Raw genomic sequence first — 18593 nt, forward strand, 5'->3', positions numbered from 1 at the left:
GGCTCCGATCGCAGTTGTGACAGTGGGTCCAGCGATTCTGCGGCATCACCGGGGTCTTGCCGCAAGCCCCCGGGTGCGCTATATCTTGAAAAGGGCAGGGAGTGATTCCCGCCATTTGTGCATCGCACGATTTCAGATCACCACCGGGTTCCGCCATGATGTGGCGGTGAGCGATCTTCCGAAAGCAATCCTGTGGGACATGGACGGCACCCTTCTCGACTCCGAGAAGCTGTGGGATATCGCCATCGCCGATCTGGCCACCGATCTGGGTTTCGAACTGACCCACGAGGTCCGCGAGTCGACTCTGGGCAACTCGATGACCAATGCGTTGACCAAGGTGTTCGACGCCGCGGGGCTGCCGGACGCCGAACGTGACCTTCCCGGCCGGGCCGCGTGGCTGCGGTCCCGGGTGAGCGCACTCTTCAAGGAAGGCATCCCATGGATGCCGGGCGCGCGTGAAACCCTCGATCTGATTGCAGCACAGGGCATTGCGATGGCGTTGGTGACCAACACCGAACGCGAGCTGGCCGATGAAGCCCTTGCCACCCTCGGCCCGGACCGGTTCACCGTCACCGTCTGCGGCGATGAGGTGGAGCAGGGCAAGCCGGCGCCAGATCCGTACCTGCGGGCAGCTCAACTCCTGGGAATCGACCCTGCGGACTGCCTGGCCGTCGAGGATTCACCGACCGGAACACAGGCCGCCCGTGCTGCCGGTTGTCCGGTTCTGGTGGTGCCCTCGGCCGCACCCATACCGGCCGGCGAAGGACGGACGTTTCGCCCGAACCTGGTCGGAGTGACCCTCGACGACGTGGCCGCAGCATTCAATGGGACAATTGAGCACCGTGAAGACCTTCGATGAGCTGTTTGCCGAACTGACCGACAAGGCCACCACCCGGCCGGAGGGCAGCGGCACCGTCGCAGCGCTCGACAAGGGTGTCCATACCCTCGGGAAAAAGATCATCGAAGAGGCCGGCGAAGTGTGGCTCGCAGCCGAGCACGAGTCGCCGGAGGCACTGTCCGAGGAGATATCGCAGTTGCTCTACTGGCTGCAGGTGATGATGATCAATCGTGGACTGACGCTCGACGACGTCTACAAGCATCTGTGAACCCGATCCATCCCGTGAGCACCAGCCGAACTCCTGCCCGTCCACATTTCCGATAGGACCCCACTCACATGCTGCGCGTTGCCGTTCCCAACAAGGGGGCGCTGTCCGAGTCCGCCGCCGAGATCCTCAGCGAGGCGGGCTACCGTCGCCGCTCTGACTCCAAAGACCTCACGGTCCTCGACCCCGCCAACGAAGTCGAGTTCTACTTCCTTCGCCCGACCGACATCGCGATCTATGTGGGTTCGGGTGAACTCGACCTCGGACTGACCGGCCGCGACCTCGCGCTCGACTCGGGCGCCGACGTCGAAGAGTGCCTGGGACTCGGGTTCGGCGCCTCTACATTCCGTTACGCCGCACCGAGCGACTCGAACTGGACGATTGCCGACCTCGCCGGCAAGCGGATCGCCACGTCGTACCCGAACCTGGTCCGCGCCGATCTCGCTGCCCGCGGCATCGAGGCGACGATCATCCGTCTCGACGGCGCCGTCGAGATCTCGATCCAGCTCGGTGTCGCCGACGCGATCGCCGATGTCGTCGGTTCCGGCCGTACGCTGCGCCAGCACCAGCTGTCTGCGTTCGGTGAGTCGCTCTGCGATTCCGAAGGTGTACTGCTGCAGCGCAAAGGCGTCGAGCGCAGCAAGGCAGCCGAACGTTTCATCGCCCGCGTGCAGGGTGTGGTGTTCGGCCAGCGCTACGTGATGCTCGATTACGACTGCCCCCGAGGCATCCTCGATCAGGCGATGGCACTGACGCCCGGCCTCGAATCGCCGACCATCGCACCGATGGCCGACGAGAACTGGGTTGCCGTCCGGTCACTCGTTCCGCGCAAGCAGCACCAGAACTTGATGGACGAGCTGTCCGAGATCGGCGCGAAGGCCATTCTGGCCTCCGACATCCGGTCCTGCCGGTTCTAGATTCGGTGCGGCAGAAGCCCCAGGTCGAGCGAAGATCGCTGACGCTACCCCTCTTCGTCTAGTCACGTGATCGGTCCTGCCCAGGGGGGCCTGGTTGTGTCGGGAGGTATCTTAACTTCGTGACCCTAGACGCCGAGCTGAACGAGTACCGACGCCAAATCTCGACAGATGCCTACCAGATGTCGATCGGTGAACTTGCGAACCTCTATCGCGATGGGGAACTAAATATCCATCCAGAGTTCCAGAGGTTGTTTAGATGGGAACCTGCACAGCGAACAAGGCTGATTGAAAGCGTCCTGCTTGGCATTCCGCTTCCAAGTATCTTTGTCGCCACAAGCGACGAAGGCTGGGATGTAGTTGATGGTGTCCAGCGACTGTCCACGCTCTTCAACTTTATGGGGATTCTCAGAGATCCCGATGGAAACATCTTAGACCCCTTCGAATGTATGGAAGCGCCGTTCCTCAAGTTGCTGAAAGGCGTGTTCTACGAGAACTCCGACCCTACGATTTCATTCAGCCCCACTCAACGAATCGATTTTAAGCGCGCTCGTCTTGACCTAAAAATAATCAAGCGTGACAGCGACAAGCGTGCAAAGTTTGATTTGTTTCAGCGCTTAAACTCTTTTGGGTCGCAGGCAACGGACCAGGAACTACGCAACGCATTGCTTGTCAGCCTTAGCCTGAAGCACTTTGAATGGCTCGGTAAACTGTCAAGAAATGCGGACTTCCTGGAAACGCTGAACCTTCCTGAAAAGCTCATATTGGAGCAATATCACATGGAGATTGCTCTGCGCTTTATCTTGATGCGAAAACTTCCTGATAGTGAAATTGGTTCAATCGGCTACCTCGGTGAATTTTTAACTAGTAGGATCGTTCAAGTTTCTGAGCTGACAGACGCAGAGCTGGCTGCCGAAGAAGAAGTTTTCAATGGGGTATTCAGTGTGTTGAATGCAAGTGATGGTTCTGACGTGTTGCGTAAGTTGAACCCAGCGACCGGAAAGTCGCAAGGTCCATTTGCGGCGACCGCTTTTGAGACCCTTGCGCTCGGCATTGGGTATCACGATGCTGACGGTCGAATAGACGCTGCCGTGGTACGTGCTAAGCGGCGCGAACTTTGGTCTGATCCTGCATTCGCACCGGGATTCTCGAGTGGCATTCGGGCAGATCAGCGCTTGCGAACTACTGTGCCCTTCGGGCGTAAGCTGTTTGAACAGGCATCCTAGATGCTGGCGCATTCAGTTGAGGACCTCCTGGACAGAATCGACAGAGACCTCGCCCACAGAAAACTCGAATTGACTGCTTTGAAGCTACCGCTTCAAACGATTCCAATGGGGCGCGTGGGGCATGATTCATGGATTGGCCGCAGCGCTGTTGCGCTTACCTATGCGCATTGGGAGGGCTTCGTCAAGGCGGCGAGCGCCCACTACATCAAACACATTTGTGGAATGAAGCTCCCGATTTCGTCGTTGAAGATGCCATTCCAGGCTGCTTCAGTTGTCTCGCATTTCAAGCGGTCGGATGGGACTTCAAAAGTAGAGTATTTGGCTGGCTTGTTGACTGAGATGGATACCTGCCGCTCGGGAATCTTCTTTGTCGACCCGGCAAAGATGATCAATACGGAAAGCAATCTGTCGTCGAAGGTTTTGGAAGAATTACTGAAATCGCTTGGGTTGGAGGTTCTTGATGTTTACGCCGCAAATAAAGGCTTCATTGACTCCAGCCTGGTAGCCGAAAGGAATAAGATCGTTCATGGCGAACTTACCTCGTTCACTCCGGCTGAATGCGTCGATCGCATCGATCGTGTGATTGATTTATTGAATACTTTTTCGAATCAGATCAGTACAGCTGCAGCGACAGAAAACTACCTACTTGGCTAGGAAGCCGAATTCGACGGCCAGTGGTTGAGTGCAGTCAACGTGTTCGACTGATCCCGTTTATCCAACCGATCGGATGAGCAGGGTCTGAGCAGACCGTCCCACCGCGCCCGAACCGTCGAACAGTTCGGCCCCGGTCAGTCCGTAACCCTGTGGCCCCACCGTCATCCGGGCTTTGATTCCCGTCCATTCGCCGACCGGTTGGCGGTGGAGGTGCACCGTGGTGTCGGTGTTCATGAACGTCCATTCGCTGAATGCGAGTGTGGAACCGATGCCGTTGGCGATGTCGAGCACGGTGAAAAACTTCTCGATGTCGGTGGTCTGCTCGCCGGCCACAAGCGGGAAATTCGGGCGTACCCAGACCTCGCGTCCGACCTCCGGATCCGAGGAGGCGATACGGCAATCGAGGGTTCCGACAAACCCTTTCGTCGCCCATTCGCCGACCAACGGCCCGATGCCGGTCATTCCGGGAGCAGCCTCGATCTCGTCCGGTGCCGGAGTCAACGGTGGCGTCGGGAGATGAACGACCTCGGACGTCTCCGCCGTTGCCATCCGCCAGCCCTGGGCGCGCGCGGCCGTCCGGTATGTGCCGTCGACCTGGCGTACCGAGAGCTCGGACTGCACGAGGCTGATCTGTTTGCCGGGACGCAACACCGTGGTGTGAATCCTGTTCTCCGCCATGCCGATCGCGCCGAGGATGTCGACTGTGACACGGGTGAACGCGTGCGCCGGATCAGGCTGATGGCGCAGTAACGATCGGGCCAGCAAGCCAATCGGTGGACCGCCGTGCTGCAAATCATCGCCCCACACGCTGACCGTGTGTTCGGTGGGCATGAAGTGTTCGTGGTCGCCGGTGCGACCGAGTGGCAGGTAATAGGCGGGGAGTTCAGTCACAAGCGTCGATCCTGCCATCCGCGAAAGGCGTCGCTAATTGCCGGTCGACTCAGCGGTGCCCGTGGCCCCGGGCACGCTGGGCCATCCGGGATAGGGAAGAACGGTGCCCCCGAACTCGGGGCAATGTGCCTTGTGGTCGCACCACTGGCACATCCGGCTCTTCTTCGGCTGGAAGTCACCGGTCTCACCGGCCTTCAGAATCGCTTTCCAGATCGCCTTCAGCGTCTTCGCGAAGCGTTCGAGTTCGGCCTCGTCGGGTGTGTAGACCAGAGACTGCCCATCGGCGAGGTAGAGCAGTTCGAGCCTGGCCGGCACGATGCCGCGGAGCCGGAGGATGGCCAGGGCATAGAACTTCATCTGGAACAACGCTCGGGACTCGAAGCTCTCACCTGGGGATCGACCGGTCTTGTAGTCGACCACGCGGACCCGGCCATCCGGCGCCACATCGATCCGGTCGACGAAACCGCGCAGGAGAACACCGTCGTCGTCACCGTCCCCGGCCAGATCGACTTCGACCCGCAATTCGCAGGACTCGGGCGTGAACGCGGTCGGGTTCTCGAGCGTGTAGTAGGTGGTGATGAGCTTGTGGGCGTCCGACAGGAACTTGTCGACCTGGTCGTCGGGGACCAGGTCATGCAATTCGGGTGTCTGCTCACACAGCGCACCCCACGCGCCGTCGACCAGGAATTCTGCCGACTCCGGAATGCGTAGACCGGCCGGCATGTCGAACAGGTTCTCCAGTGCCGCGTGCACAACTGTTCCGCGCACCTGGGCCTGCGTCGGAGTCTCCGGGAGCCGGTCGATGGCGCGATATCGATAGAGGAGCGGACATTGCTTGAAGTCTCCGGCCCGGCTGGGGGACAACGCCGGCACCCGGATCGGGTGACCGCCCGCACCTGGCACGGCGGAGCCTTTGTCAGAGTTCACGGCGGAGCCGTCGTCAGAGCTTCTGTCGGGGCGGGATTCGGTACTCACACTCACACCTGGCAGGGTAGGCCTGACCAACGACAACCCTCGGCATTTGTGGGTTGTTTCCGCAGTTCATCAGGAAGGCACGCCCCCGCAATGTCCACCACAGGTCCGTTTGCAATCGGGGATCGTGTCCAGTTGACCGATGCCAAAGGCCGCAAGTTCACCGTGCGCCTCGAGGCCGGCAAGAGTTTCCACACCCACAAGGGTGGCATCGCCCACGACGACCTCATCGGCGCCGACGAGGGCATCGTGGTCACCTCCACGTCAAACACCCCGTACCTCGCATTGCGACCGCTTCTCGTCGACTACGTCCTGTCGATGCCGCGGGGCGCCCAGGTCATCTACCCGAAGGACGCCGCGCAGATCGTCATGGAGGCGGACATCCATCCCGGATGCACCGTGCTCGAGGCCGGTGCCGGATCCGGTGCCCTGACGTGCTCGCTGCTCCGCGCGGTCGGCGAACACGGCACGGTTCGCTCGTACGAGGTCCGTGATGATCACGCCGAGCACGCGGTGCGCAACGTCGAAGAGTTCTTCGGCGGACCGCCGCCCAACTGGGATCTGACCATCGCGGACCTCTCGGACTACCCGGGCACAGCAGACGTCGACCGGGTCGTCCTGGACATGCTCGCGCCGTGGGAAACGCTCGAGACGATCAAACGGGCGATAAAACCTGGTGGAGTTCTAGCTGTTTATGTGGCAACGACCACTCAATTGTCGCGTGTTGTCGAAGCCCTCCGCGAGCAACAGTGCTGGACGGAACCGCGCGCCTGGGAATCACTCGTCCGCGACTGGCATGTTGTGGGCCTGGCGGTCCGGCCGAGTCACAAAATGCAAGGTCACACTGCTTTTTTGGTGACCGTCCGCAGACTTGCGGAGGGAACCGTCGCGCCACGCCCGCACCGCCGCCCGAGTAAGAACCAGCCAATCCCGGAGTCGACGGAGTAAAGTTGGAAAACCTTGCGGCGACACACAATTAACACATCCACAACATCACCGTCCGCGGGGTACAGGGCACATCGGACGTTTGGCCGGTAGCCTCGGGTAACAGGATCGACCGTACGTTCACCGGGTGATGGTGGCGGAGAGTCGACTCGCCGGAGAGGAGTCAGAAATGACGGAATCAGGCAGCAACGAGTCCCAGACGGGCGGTGGTCCCAACACGGACTCGACGCCTGGCGGAGAGTGGGGTGCGGCCTCGCTGCGGCCGTCGAGTGCACCACGATCGGACCCGAGCCCCTTCGGACGGGCAGGGGCAGACAGTGATCTGCAAGCCCGCATCGAAACGCTGACCACGCGCAACGCCAAGCTCCTCGACACCCTCAAAGAAGCACGCCAGCAACTGATCGCACTCCGTGAAGAGGTCGATCGTCTCGGCCAGCCCCCGAGTGGTTACGGCATCCTGCTCGGCATCTTCGAGGACTCCACGGTCGACGTGTTCACCTCTGGTCGCAAGATGCGGCTCACGTGCTCCCCGAACATCGACGTCGAAACACTCAAGCGTGGCCAGACCGTCCGCCTCAACGAAGCGCTCACCATCGTCGAGGCCGGCGAGTTCGACTCCATCGGCGAGATCAGCACCCTGCGCGAGGTTCTGGACGACGGTCAGCGCGCACTGGTGGTCGGTCATGCCGATGAAGAGCGTGTGGTCTGGTTGGCCGAGCCGCTCAGCGCGAGTGTGCTGGCCGAAGAAGAGGGCAATCGCAAACTGCGTCCGGGTGACTCGCTGCTGATCGACACGAAGGCCGGGTTCGCTTTCGAGCGGGTTCCCAAGGCCGAGGTCGAGGATCTGGTTCTCGAAGAGGTGCCGGATGTCGGCTACGAGGACATCGGTGGTCTCGGTCGGCAGATCGAGCAGATCCGCGACGCCGTCGAGTTGCCGTTCCTGCACAAAGACCTGTTCCGCGAGTACGACCTGCGGCCACCGAAGGGTGTGTTGCTGTACGGCCCTCCCGGTTGCGGTAAGACGCTCATCGCCAAGGCGGTGGCGAACTCGCTGGCCAAGAAGATCGCCGAGGTGCGAGGCGAAGATTCTCGCGAGGCGAAGTCGTTCTTCCTCAACATCAAGGGCCCGGAACTCCTGAACAAGTTCGTCGGTGAGACCGAGCGTCACATCCGGCTGATCTTCCAGCGCGCTCGCGAGAAGGCGTCGGAAGGTACACCGGTGATCGTGTTCTTCGACGAGATGGACTCGATCTTCCGGACCCGCGGCTCGGGTGTGTCATCCGACGTCGAGACCACCGTGGTGCCTCAGCTGCTCAGCGAGATCGACGGTGTCGAGGGTCTCGAGAACGTGATCGTCATCGGTGCCTCCAACCGCGAGGACATGATCGACCCCGCGATCCTGCGTCCGGGTCGTCTGGACGTCAAGATCAAGATCGAGCGCCCCGACGCCGAATCGGCGATGGACATCTTCTCGAAGTACCTCGTTCCGACGCTGCCGATCCACCCGGACGACATCAACGAGTTCGGCGGCGATCGCAACGCCTGCATCAAGGCGATGATCGAGCGTGTCGTCGAGCGGATGTACGACGAGAGCGACGACAACCGGTTCCTCGAGGTCACCTACGCCAACGGCGACAAAGAGATCATGTACTTCAAGGACTTCAACTCCGGCGCGATGATCCAGAACGTGGTGGATCGCTCCAAGAAGTACGCCATCAAGTCGCAGTTGGAGACCGGTCAGTCGGGTCTGCGGATCCAGCACCTCTTCGATTCGATCCTCGACGAGTTCGCGGAGAACGAAGATCTGCCGAACACCACGAACCCGGACGACTGGGCTCGTATCTCCGGCAAGAAGGGCGAGCGGATCGTCTACATCCGCACCTTGGTCACCGGCAAGAGTTCCGGCGCCAGCCGGGCCATCGACACCGAGACCAACACCGGCCAGTACCTGTAGCCGGTACCGCAGGACAAACGAATCAGCGCTCCGCGTCTTCGGACGCGGAGCGCTGATTCATCTGCAGTGGTACATCGGGCCCGGTAGGCAACCCCGCCATTCTCAGGCGACTACGACAACCCCGAGTTCAGCTGTCCCGGTGAGCAATCGGTGATAGGGCAGGATCCGCACCGTGTAGCCGACGGGACCGGTCATCGGAAGCGGAACCGACACCTCGAAGATCGCCTCACCACCCGGTCCACCGTGCTCGGAGACGAGGGTCATCGTCGGTGTGGCGACCTGAGTCAGATTGTCCGCGTCGTCGACACGTCCGATGACGGCCTGGACGACCACCTGGTCGGCGCGCAGTCCGGCCAACTCCACATGGGCGGTCAGAGTCATCGTCGAACCGAGCAGGGCGGTGTTGTCCAACCCGGCGCTGTCCACGTCGAGCACCCTCACCAACGGCCACGACCGGTCGACCTGGGCCCGGAACAGGGCCAGGTCCTTGGCGCCCTCGAAGTCGTTGTCGGTTGTGGCATGTCCGGAGATCGCGGCCGGGGCGTAGTACTGCTCGGTGTAGTCGCGGACCATTCGTGACGCCAGCACCTGGGGTCCGAGGGTGTGCAGCGTGTGCCGCACCATCTCGACCCACCGCGCCGGAACCCCATCGGAGCCGGTGTCGTAGAACTTCGGGACCACCACGTTCTCGAGCAGTTCATACAGCGCGGCCGCTTCGAGATCGTCGCGACGTTCGTCGTCGGTGACTCCGTCGGCGGTCGGAATCGCCCAACCGTTGGCGTGGTCGGACATCTCGTCCCACCAGCCGTCCATGATCGACAGGTTGAGGCCGCCGTTGAGCGCCGACTTCATACCCGAGGTGCCGCACGCTTCCATGGGACGCAGTGGATTGTTCAGCCACACATCGCATCCGCCGTACAGGTAGCGTGCCATCGCCATGTCGTAATCCGGCAGGAACACGATCCGGTGCCGGACATCGTTCGCGTCGGCGAAGCGGACGATCTGCTGGATGAGCGCCTTACCGCCGTCGTCCGCGGGATGGGCCTTGCCGGCCACCACCAGCTGTACCGGGCGATCCTTGTCGAGCAGCAGCGCCTTGAGCCGGTCGGTGTCGCGCAGCATCAATGTCAGTCGCTTGTAGGTCGCCGCCCGCCGGGCGAACCCGATGGTCAGCACCCGCGACGAGAAAACACCTGCGGTCCAACCCAATTCGGCAGCCGAGAAACCACGTTCGAGACCCGACCGGCGCAGCCGGCGCCGAACCTCGGCGATCAATTCGGTGCGCAGCGTGTTGCGGGTTGCCCAGAGTTCTTGCGACGAAACATTTTTCATCGCGGCAAGAGTGGAGGACTCGTCGGGCACATCGTCGGAGTCATCGGTCGCCAGTTCGGTCCAACGTGGTGAACACCAGGTGGGGGCATGGACACCGTTGGTGACCGAACCGATCGGGACCTGGGGGGCATCGAAACCGGGCCACAGGTCGCCGAACATCTCCCGGCTGACCGCGCCGTGGAGTTTCGAGACGCCGTTGGTCCGTTGGCCGAGCCGCAGACCCATGTGCGCCATGTTGAAGACGCCGGGATCGGTTTCCTTGCCCAACGCCAGGATTCGGGCCAGCTCGAGCCCGGGCAGCAGCGTCGACTGGCCGTGATCGTTGCCGAAGTATCGCCGCACCATGTCGATGGGGAAGCGGTCGATTCCGGCGGGGACCGGGGTGTGGGTTGTGAAGACCGTCGACGCGCGAACCGCGGAGAGCGCCGAATCGAAGTCCAATCCGGCACCATGCGGCGACACCAGTTCCCGAATTCGTTCGGCACCGAGGAATCCGGCGTGACCCTCGTTCATGTGGAAGACGTCCGGATCCGGCAGACCCTGGATGCGCGTGTACTCGCGCACCGCACGGACACCGCCCACACCGGCCAGGATCTCCTGCTTGATGCGGTGCTCCTGGTCGCCGCCGTACAAGCGGTCGGTGACTGCGCGCAGGTCGGTGTCGTTGTCGGGGATGTCGGAATCCAGCAGCAGCAGCGGGATACGGCCGACGTCGGCGATCCAGAGCCTGGCCCGCAACACGCGATTGTCTGGCATCGGCACCCGGATGGTCACCGGGTTGCCGTCCTGGTCGTTGACCGTCCGGACCGGCAGCCCCTGCGGATCGAGATTCGGGTACCGCTCTTTCTGCCACCCGTCGTCGGTCAGCGACTGCCGGAAGTAACCACTTCGGTAGAGCAACCCGACACCGATCAGCGGCAGGCCCAGGTCTGATGCCGCTTTGAGATGATCGCCGGCCAGGATTCCCAGACCGCCTGAGTAGATCGGCAGAACCTCGGAGATTCCGAACTCCATCGAGAAGTAGGCGATGCCGGTCGGGAAGCGGTTGCCGGTGGCGACCTGTTCCTGGAACCACCGCGGCTCACTCAAGTACTCGTCGAGGTCGTCCGACAGCGCGTTGAGCCGAGCGAGGAAGTCGCCGTCCTCGGACAGCTGCGTCAACCGATCGGGGCCGATGTCACCGAGCAGCTTCAGTGGATCCCGCAGCCCGGACCACAGGGCCGGATCCATGGATGAAAAGAGTTCCTGGGTGGCTGGATGCCAGGACCAACGGAGGTTGGTGGACAACTTCGCCAGGGCTTGGAGGGACGTGGGCAGGTGGGCGCGGACGGTGAAGCGGCGCAGTGCTTTCACGGCGCAAACAGTACCTATCTGCGCGCTCGTCCGCGACCGGTACATCATGCACAGCTACGCTCGACCCCATGCAGCGCATAATCGGAACCGAAGTCGAATATGGAATCTCGGCTCCGAACGATCCAGGTGCCAATCCGATCATGACCTCGACGCAGGCGGTACTCGCGTACGCGGCTGCGGCCGGAGTTCCTCGCGCAAAGCGCACCCGATGGGATTACGAACCGGAATCGCCACTGCGCGATGCCCGCGGATTCGACCTCGGGCGGGGGTCCGGTCCAGCCCCGATCATCGATGCCGACGAAGTCGGTGCGGCCAACATGATCCTCACCAACGGTGCCCGGCTGTACGTCGACCATGCCCATCCGGAGTATTCGGCGCCCGAGGTGACCGACCCACTCGACGCGGTGATCTGGGACAAGGCCGGCGAACGGGTCATGGAGGCGGCGGCCAGGCATGTGGCCAGCGTGCCCGGTGCCCCGAGACTGCAGTTGTACAAGAACAACATCGACGGCAAAGGTGCGTCGTACGGGACGCACGAGAACTACCTGATGGCCCGGTCGACACCGTTCAACTCAGTCATCACCGGACTCACCCCGTTCTTCGCGTCGCGTCAGGTCTTCACCGGGTCGGGACGTGTCGGCATCGGGCAATCCGGGGACGAAGCGGGCTTCCAGCTCAGCCAGCGTGCCGACTACATCGAGGTCGAGGTCGGCCTCGAGACCACCCTCAAGCGCGGGATCATCAACACCCGCGACGAGCCGCACGCCGATCCGGAGCGGTACCGGCGGCTGCACGTGATCATCGGCGACGCGAACCTCGCGGAGACCGCAACGTATCTCAAGGTCGGTTCGACCTCGCTGGTTCTCGACCTGATCGAAGCCGGTGTCGAACTACGGGATCTGGAACTGGCCCGCCCGGTGCACGCCGTGCACGTCATCAGCCACGACCCGACTCTTCAGGTGACGGTTGCGCTCGCCGACGGGCGCGAGATGACCGCTCTTGCGCTGCAACGGATTTACCACGAGCGTTGCGCGGCATTCCACGACGCCAACCACAGCGACGACCTCCGCGCCAAGGACGTTCTCGACACCTGGGCCGACGTCCTCGACAAACTCGAGCGCGATCCGATGGAGTGCGCGAACCTGCTCGACTGGCCCGCCAAGCTCCGCCTGCTCGAGGGGTTCCGTCAGCGCGAGAACCTGGCCTGGTCCGCACCGCGCCTGCACCTCGTCGACCTGCAGTACTCGGACGTGCGACTGGACAAGGGGCTCTACAACCGATTGGTGGCCCGTGGGTCGATGAAACGACTCACCACCGAGCAGCAGGTGATGGACGCCATCGGCAATCCACCGGAGAACACGCGCGCCTACTTCCGGGGTGAGTGCCTGCGTCGTTTCGGGGCCGACATCGCGGCCGCGAGTTGGGATTCGGTCATCTTTGATCTGGGCGGCGAGTCGCTGGTTCGGATCCCGACGCTCGAACCTCTGCGGGGGAGCAAGGCACACGTCGGTGAACTGCTCGATTCGGTTGATTCCGCGGCCGAATTGGTCAATCAACTGACCACGCCGTAGCGATTCGTCCGTCAGCGAAATCGCCGTCTCCACGCGTGCATATCCGTCGCCAGATCATGTTCGCCCGGTAGGGTGATAGAACGTACGGTCCCGGCGGGACCGTGGTCTGAAGGAGGCAGCGATGGCGCAGGAACAAACCAAGCGCACGGGCGGTAACGACGACGACGGTGCCGGTGCGGATTCGGGTGCAGGTCAAGAGCGCCGGGAGAAGCTGACCGACGACACCGATGACCTGCTCGACGAGATCGATGACGTGCTCGAGGAGAACGCCGAGGACTTCGTCCGCGCCTATGTTCAGAAGGGCGGCCAGTGACCGATCGGATCCGGTCTCTCGGCCAGGACATCTCTTCGTTTTCCGACTATCTGCGTAAGAACGCACCAGATCTGTTGCCCAGGAACAGGGTTACACCGGATATGGCTGCAAACATCCCGCACGGCACCACCATCGTCGCGGTGACGTACCCGGGCGGTGTGGTGCTCGCGGGTGACCGGCGTGCCACGTCCGGCAACCTGATCGCCAGCCGCGACATGCGCAAGGTGTTCATCACCGACGACTACTCTGCTGCCGGCATCGCCGGTACCGCGGGAGTGGCGATCGAAATGATCCGTCTGTTCGCTGTCGAGCTCGAGCACTACGAAAAGATCGAGGGCGTGTCGCTGACCCTCGACGGCAAGGTCAATCGGCTGGCCTCCATGGTCCGGTCGAACCTCGAGGCGGCGATGGCCGGACTCGCGGCCATCCCGCTGCTCGTCGGCTACGACCCCGACGGTATCGATCCGCAGCGTCCCGGCCGGATCTTCTCCTTTGACGTTGCCGGCGACCGCCACGAGGAGCACGGCGGCTACCAGGCCATCGGCTCCGGTTCGGTGTTCGCCAAGTCGGCGATCAAAAAGCTCTACCGCGACGACCTGACCGCAGACGAGGCACTGTCGGTGGCCATCGAATCGCTGTACGACGCGGCCGACGACGACTCGGCAACCGGCGGTCCCGACATGGTTCGTGGTCTGTATCCCACCGCTGCGACCGTCACGGCCGAAGGTGCCGCCGAGGTCCCCGCGGCCACGATCGAGCAATCTGCCCGTGCCGTCATCACCCGGCGTTCGGCAGCGCACAACGGGTCCGGCAGCAGCGACATCAAGAACGGTGGTGACGCATGACCTTCCCGTATTACGCCAGTGCCGAACAGATCATGCGCGATCGTTCGGAGCTGGCCCGCAAGGGCATTGCCCGCGGTCGCAGCGTCATCGCGCTGACGTACGCCGACGGTGTCCTGTTCGTGGCAGAGAACCCGTCGAACACGTTGCGCAAGGTCAGCGAGATCTATGACCGCATCGGGTTCGCCGCAGTCGGCAAGTACAACGAGTTCGAAAGTCTCCGTAAGGCGGGCATCCAGCACGCCGACATGCGTGGATACAACTACGACCGGGCCGACGTCAGCGGACTGTCGCTGGCCAATGCATACGCCAGCACACTCGGAGCGGTCTTCACCGAACAACCGAAGCCGTACGAGGTCGAATTGTGTGTGGCAGAGGTGAGCCGCCCCGGTAAGCCGGGACCGTCGCAGCTCTACCGCATCACCTACGACGGATCGATCGTCGACGAGACCCGGTTTCTGGTGATGGGCGGTTCCACGGAGTCGACCACCGCATCGATGAAGGATTCGTACGATCCCGAGGCAGATCTGAAGTCTGCATTGGGTTCGGCGATCACTGCTCTGGAAACTCCGGCGGCCGCCAACGGGTCCTCGTCGAGCAGTTCCTCGGTGCCTGAACCCCGCACATTGCAGCCGGGTGACCTCGAGGTGGCAATCCTCGACCACGGTCGCCCGCGCCGCGCGTTCCGTCGCCTGACGGGGTCGACTCTGGTCGACCTCCTTCCGGCACGCGAAAACGACAACTGAAGCAGTACTTGTCTGGTCCCACGGCAGTAGGGTTGTAATTGTGCAGCGACGAATCATGGGTATCGAAACCGAGTTCGGTGTCACGTGTACTTTTCACGGACATCGGCGGCTCAGTCCCGACGAAGTCGCGCGGTATCTGTTCCGCCGGGTGGTGTCGTGGGGTCGGTCGTCGAATGTGTTCCTGCAGAACGGGGCGCGACTCTACCTCGACGTGGGTTCGCATCCCGAGTACGCGACCGCAGAATGCGACAACCTGCAGCAGCTGATCGAACACGACCGGGCAGGCGAGTTGGTCCTGGAAGATCTGCTGATCGACGCCGAACGGCGTCTGGCCGATGAAGGTATCGGCGGCGACATCTACCTGTTCAAGAACAACACCGACTCGGCGGGCAACTCGTACGGCTGCCACGAGAACTATCTGGTGGTCCGGGCGGGGGAGTTCTCACGCATCTCCGACGTCCTGCTGCCGTTCCTCGTGACGCGCCAATTGATCTGTGGTGCCGGCAAAGTGCTGCAGACGCCCAAGGCCGCGACGTTCTGTCTGTCGCAGCGGGCCGAGCACATCTGGGAAGGTGTCTCGTCGGCGACCACCCGTAGCCGCCCGATCATCAACACCCGCGACGAGCCGCATGCCGATGCCGAGAAGTACCGGCGGCTGCACGTGATCGTCGGGGATTCGAACATGGCCGAGACCAGCACGATGCTCAAGGTCGGATCGGCGGCGCTGGTCCTGGAGATGATCGAGGCCGGCGTCGCATTCCGCGACTTCGCGCTCGACAACCCCATCAGGGCCATCCGCGAGGTCTCCCACGACCTCACCGGCAGTCGACCGGTCCGCCTGGCCGGTGGCCGCCAGGCCAGCGCGCTCGACATCCAACGCGAGTACCACTCCCGGGCCGTCGAGCACCTGAAGACCCGGAAGCCGGATCAGCAGATGACCCAGGTCGTCGATCTGTGGGGCCGCATGCTCGACGCCGTCGACCAGCAGGATTTCGCGAAGGTCGACACCGAGGTCGATTGGGTGATCAAGCGCAAGCTCTTCCAGCGCTATCAGGACCGCTACTCGATGGACCTGTCCGATCCGAAGATCTCGCAGCTCGACCTCGCCTATCACGACATCAAGCGCGGTCGTGGCGTCTTCGATCTGCTGCAGCGCAAGGGTCTGGCCGCGAGGGTGACCACCGACGAGGCAATCCAGGCGGCGGTCGACACACCACCGCAGACCACCCGGGCCAAGCTCCGCGGCGACTTCATCGCTGCCGCGCAGAAGGCCGGCCGCGACTTCACCGTCGACTGGGTGCACCTGAAGCTGAACGACCAGGCCCAGCGCACGGTGCTCTGCAAGGATCCGTTCCGCAATGTCGATGAGCGCGTCGAACGCCTGATCGCCTCCATGTGAAACTAGGCTGGTCCGGTGGCGACCAACAAGGTTGAACGGTTGATGAACCTGGTGATCTGCTTGCTGTCCACCAGTCAGTACCTTTCCGCCGATCACATCCGCAGCAGCGTTATCGGATATCAGGATTCGAAGTCCACCGAGGCCTTCAACCGGATGTTCGAGCGCGACAAGAACGAGCTCCGCGACCTCGGCATCCCGGTGGAAACCGGTCGGACATCGGGGTTCACGGTTGTCGACGGCTATCGGATCAACCGGTCCGAGTACGAGCTCCCCGACATCTCTCTCGATCCCGACGAGGCGGCCGCGGTCGCGCTGGCCGCCGCACTGTGGGATTCACCTGAACTCGCCGCCTCCAGTCACAGCGCCCTGATGAAGTTGCGCGCGGCCGGAGTGCAGATGGAGTCGGCGTTCGACGAGAACTCCACGGCCATCCATTCGAGTACACCGCAGGGCATCGGTTCACCGGCCGTGCTCGGTTCGTTGCTGAGCGCTCTCGACGAGAGCCGCCCGGTTCGGTTCGAGCACCGGCCCGGCCCGACCTCACCGCATGTCACACGGACAGTAGAGCCGTGGGGTGTGGTGACCCACATTGGCCGCTGGTATCTCGTCGGACACGACCGCGACCGCGAGCAGACACGCACCTACAGACTCACCCGCATCCTCTCGGTGACCCCGTTCGGCAAGGTCGGAGAACTCACCCGGCCCGCCAATATCGATCTGCGTCAGATCGTGGCCGACGCCGTGGATCGATCGGGTCCGGTGGTCACCGCCCGGGTCTGGGTGGCCGAGAACCGGGCAGCTGGTCTGCGCCGCATCGCGACATCGGCCGAACCGGGGACGCACGCGGGCCGCGCCGGCAGCATCCTGAACATTTCGATGAAGTCGACCGACGGACTCACCCGCCAGGTGCTCGCGGCCGGCACCGAAGCGCTTGTCCTCGAACCGCCGGAACTCCGCGACAACGTGATCAGCGAACTCCACATACTCAGCGAGGCGGGCGAATGAGCGCCGGTACCGATCGACTCAACCGGATGCTGGCGATGGTCCCGTATTTCCTGGCCCATCCCGGCGTCAATGCCGCAAAAGCAGCGGTCGATCTGGGGACCACACCCAAGCAGGTGCTCGAGGATCTCCAACAGCTGTGGATGTGTGGACTGCCGGGTTACACACCGGGCGACCTGATCGACCTGGCGTTCTCACCCGACAGCGTTGAGGACGGCGTCGCGGTGACGTTCTCTGCCGGCATCGACCGGCCGCTGAAACTCACCGGCACCGAGGCCGCACCGCTGCTGGTGGCGTTGCGTTCACTGATCGACGCCTCCGGAGTGGTCGACCCGGCCGCGGCGCGACGGGCCATCGCGAAGATCGAGATCGCGATGGGTTCGCGACTCGGAGAAGCCGTCACCGATACTCCGGTCGATCTGTCCGGTGCCGGCGAATCCGACGCCGTGACCGCCGTTCGCGAGGCTGTTCGCAGCCACCGGGCGGTACGGCTGCGGTATTACTCGGCCTCGCGGGACGTGGTCGGTGAACGCGTGGTCGACCCGATTCGCATCCAGGCGATCCAGAACCACGGATACCTCGAAGGCTGGTGCCGGAGCAGCGAAGGCATTCGGTTGTTCCGTTTTGATCGGATCGAGGCGGCGACCGTGCTCGACGAGCCCAGTGCTCCGCCGCCATCCGCGGGCGACAGTGCGTTGGCCCTGTTCGAGAGCGATTCGGAGCTCCCCGAAGCAGTGGTGGAAATCGACCAGGACGTGGTCTGGGTGCTCGACTACTACCTGATAGAGCCCCTCGACCCCGACAATCTGGCCGGTTCGCAGGGGCCGGTTGTCGCGACGATGAGGTACGGCTCGGAGGAATGGCTCACCCGGTTTGTGCTCAGCTTCGGTGGCAAGATCAGAGTCCGCAACAGCGAGCTGTCCGGCGAGGTCCGTTCGAGAGCGGCGGCCACGCTGGGCATGTACGGCGCAGACTCACTGCCGGCCACCTGACAGGTGCCTGTGAGGCCGCTGTTCGAACCGTTAGGGTTGGGCTTGGTCCGGTAGCATTGCGGACGAACTCAATGGGAGAGGTAGCTGCACAATGAATGCATTACAGCCATGGCACGTCATTCTTGTGGTGGTCGTGTTCTTGGTCCTTTTCGGCTCCAAGAAGCTGCCGGACGCCGCACGTGGACTGGGACGTTCGATGCGCATCTTCAAGAGTGAGGTCAAGGAGATGCAGAACGAGAACAATTCCGACAAGCCCGCACCGACTCCGGCACCAGCACCAGCACCAGAGTCGCGGCCGCAGATCACGTCGGGCCTTGACGGAACACCGCCGAATTCGACCGAATCCGAACGTCGTTCTGCCTGATTTTCGTCCTCGCCGTTTTG

18 protein-coding genes are annotated in these 18593 nt (G+C 62.8%); 15 read left to right on the forward strand and 3 right to left on the reverse strand.

Going from position 1 to position 18593, the window contains the following annotated elements:
• Positions 1 to 166: 166 nt before the first annotated feature.
• The 5 genes from H290_RS0121890 to H290_RS0121910 all read left to right on the forward strand — a co-directional run bounded on the left by H290_RS0121890 (position 167) and on the right by H290_RS0121910 (position 3897).
• Complete coding sequence (locus H290_RS0121890; RefSeq protein WP_255327771.1) at positions 167 to 859, forward strand: HAD family phosphatase; 693 nt, start codon at positions 167 to 169, stop codon at positions 857 to 859.
• Positions 825 to 1106, forward strand: coding sequence for a phosphoribosyl-ATP diphosphatase (locus tag H290_RS0121895; protein WP_196809605.1), 282 nt, complete (start codon positions 825 to 827; stop codon positions 1104 to 1106). The genes H290_RS0121890 and H290_RS0121895 overlap by 35 nt, the downstream gene beginning before the upstream one ends.
• Positions 1107 to 1174: 68 nt before the next feature.
• Entirely contained in the window at positions 1175 to 2020 is an 846-nt protein-coding gene (gene hisG, locus H290_RS0121900; protein ID WP_020108980.1) for an ATP phosphoribosyltransferase, read from the forward strand.
• A gap of 119 nt (positions 2021 to 2139) precedes the next feature.
• Positions 2140 to 3243, forward strand: coding sequence for a DUF262 domain-containing protein (locus H290_RS0121905; RefSeq protein WP_020108981.1), 1104 nt, complete (start codon positions 2140 to 2142; stop codon positions 3241 to 3243).
• Positions 3244 to 3897 carry an MAE_28990/MAE_18760 family HEPN-like nuclease gene (locus H290_RS0121910; RefSeq protein ID WP_020108982.1) on the forward strand — a complete coding sequence of 218 codons (654 nt, stop codon included), beginning with the start codon at positions 3244 to 3246 and terminating at the stop codon, positions 3895 to 3897. It begins immediately after the preceding gene.
• A 57-nt stretch (positions 3898 to 3954) separates the two neighbouring features.
• Here the strand turns inward: H290_RS0121910 and H290_RS0121915 are convergent, their stop codons facing one another.
• Complete coding sequence (locus H290_RS0121915; protein ID WP_231373802.1) at positions 3955 to 4788, reverse strand: thioesterase family protein; 834 nt, start codon at positions 4786 to 4788, stop codon at positions 3955 to 3957.
• A gap of 33 nt (positions 4789 to 4821) precedes the next feature.
• Positions 4822 to 5715 (reverse strand): RecB family exonuclease, encoded by an 894-nt coding sequence (locus H290_RS0121920; RefSeq protein ID WP_020108984.1) that lies wholly within the window; start codon positions 5713 to 5715, stop codon positions 4822 to 4824.
• Between the two features lie 138 nt (positions 5716 to 5853).
• Between H290_RS0121920 and H290_RS0121925 the strand changes: the two genes are divergently transcribed.
• Positions 5854 to 6708, forward strand: a complete 855-nt coding sequence (locus H290_RS0121925; protein WP_020108985.1) for a tRNA (adenine-N1)-methyltransferase — start codon at positions 5854 to 5856, stop codon at positions 6706 to 6708.
• Between the two features lie 166 nt (positions 6709 to 6874).
• Positions 6875 to 8659 (forward strand): proteasome ATPase, encoded by a 1785-nt coding sequence (gene arc / locus H290_RS0121930; RefSeq protein WP_028463524.1) that lies wholly within the window; start codon positions 6875 to 6877, stop codon positions 8657 to 8659.
• Between the two features lie 102 nt (positions 8660 to 8761).
• Here arc and glgP read toward each other — a convergent pair whose 3' ends face one another.
• Positions 8762 to 11344, reverse strand: coding sequence for an alpha-glucan family phosphorylase (gene glgP, locus H290_RS0121935; RefSeq protein WP_028463525.1), 2583 nt, complete (start codon positions 11342 to 11344; stop codon positions 8762 to 8764).
• A gap of 68 nt (positions 11345 to 11412) precedes the next feature.
• Here glgP and dop point away from each other — a divergent pair, with 68 nt between their 5' ends.
• The 8 genes from dop to tatA all read left to right on the forward strand — a co-directional run bounded on the left by dop (position 11413) and on the right by tatA (position 18573).
• On the forward strand, positions 11413 to 12915 hold the full coding sequence (gene dop / locus H290_RS0121940) for a depupylase/deamidase Dop (RefSeq protein WP_020108988.1): 1503 nt from the start codon (positions 11413 to 11415) through the stop codon (positions 12913 to 12915).
• Positions 12916 to 13036: 121 nt separating this feature from the next.
• Positions 13037 to 13228 carry a ubiquitin-like protein Pup gene (locus H290_RS0121945; protein ID WP_020108989.1) on the forward strand — a complete coding sequence of 64 codons (192 nt, stop codon included), beginning with the start codon at positions 13037 to 13039 and terminating at the stop codon, positions 13226 to 13228.
• Positions 13225 to 14073: a proteasome subunit beta gene (gene prcB, locus H290_RS29450; protein WP_051122168.1), complete on the forward strand. Its 849-nt coding sequence runs from the start codon at positions 13225 to 13227 to the stop codon at positions 14071 to 14073. Before H290_RS0121945 ends, prcB begins: the two co-directional genes overlap by 4 nt.
• Positions 14070 to 14816: a proteasome subunit alpha gene (prcA, locus tag H290_RS29455; RefSeq protein WP_020108991.1), complete on the forward strand. Its 747-nt coding sequence runs from the start codon at positions 14070 to 14072 to the stop codon at positions 14814 to 14816. Before prcB ends, prcA begins: the two co-directional genes overlap by 4 nt.
• 40 nt (positions 14817 to 14856) lie before the next feature.
• Positions 14857 to 16215, forward strand: a complete 1359-nt coding sequence (pafA, locus tag H290_RS0121960) for a Pup--protein ligase (protein WP_028463526.1) — start codon at positions 14857 to 14859, stop codon at positions 16213 to 16215.
• A 15-nt stretch (positions 16216 to 16230) separates the two neighbouring features.
• Positions 16231 to 17220: a YafY family protein gene (locus tag H290_RS0121965; protein WP_020108993.1), complete on the forward strand. Its 990-nt coding sequence runs from the start codon at positions 16231 to 16233 to the stop codon at positions 17218 to 17220.
• Positions 17217 to 18209, forward strand: a complete 993-nt coding sequence (locus tag H290_RS0121970; protein ID WP_020108994.1) for a YafY family protein — start codon at positions 17217 to 17219, stop codon at positions 18207 to 18209. The genes H290_RS0121965 and H290_RS0121970 overlap by 4 nt, the downstream gene beginning before the upstream one ends.
• A 91-nt stretch (positions 18210 to 18300) precedes the next feature.
• The gene (gene tatA, locus H290_RS0121975) at positions 18301 to 18573 is read left to right on the forward strand and encodes a Sec-independent protein translocase subunit TatA (protein WP_028463527.1); all 273 of its coding nucleotides are present in this window, start codon (positions 18301 to 18303) and stop codon (positions 18571 to 18573) included.
• Positions 18574 to 18593: the final 20 nt, after the last annotated feature.

The sequence above is a fragment of the Nocardia sp. 348MFTsu5.1 genome (genome assembly GCF_000383535.1).
GTDB classification, from domain to species: Bacteria; Actinomycetota; Actinomycetes; order Mycobacteriales; family Mycobacteriaceae; genus Williamsia; species Williamsia faeni.

What these genes read in the sequence shown, in the direction of transcription:
- H290_RS0121895 (WP_196809605.1), top strand. Translation starts at nt 825, where the DNA reads ATGGGACAATTGAGCACCGTGAAGACCTTCGATGAGCTGTTTGCCGAA.
- hisG (WP_020108980.1), top strand. Translation starts at nt 1,175, where the DNA reads ATGCTGCGCGTTGCCGTTCCCAACAAGGGGGCGCTGTCCGAGTCCGCC.
- H290_RS0121910 (WP_020108982.1), top strand. Translation starts at nt 3,244, where the DNA reads ATGCTGGCGCATTCAGTTGAGGACCTCCTGGACAGAATCGACAGAGAC.
- H290_RS0121925 (WP_020108985.1), top strand. Translation starts at nt 5,854, where the DNA reads ATGTCCACCACAGGTCCGTTTGCAATCGGGGATCGTGTCCAGTTGACC.
- arc (WP_028463524.1), top strand. Translation starts at nt 6,875, where the DNA reads ATGACGGAATCAGGCAGCAACGAGTCCCAGACGGGCGGTGGTCCCAAC.
- dop (WP_020108988.1), top strand. Translation starts at nt 11,413, where the DNA reads ATGCAGCGCATAATCGGAACCGAAGTCGAATATGGAATCTCGGCTCCG.
- H290_RS0121945 (WP_020108989.1), top strand. Translation starts at nt 13,037, where the DNA reads ATGGCGCAGGAACAAACCAAGCGCACGGGCGGTAACGACGACGACGGT.
- prcA (WP_020108991.1), top strand. Translation starts at nt 14,070, where the DNA reads ATGACCTTCCCGTATTACGCCAGTGCCGAACAGATCATGCGCGATCGT.
- H290_RS0121970 (WP_020108994.1), top strand. Translation starts at nt 17,217, where the DNA reads ATGAGCGCCGGTACCGATCGACTCAACCGGATGCTGGCGATGGTCCCG.
- tatA (WP_028463527.1), top strand. Translation starts at nt 18,301, where the DNA reads ATGAATGCATTACAGCCATGGCACGTCATTCTTGTGGTGGTCGTGTTC.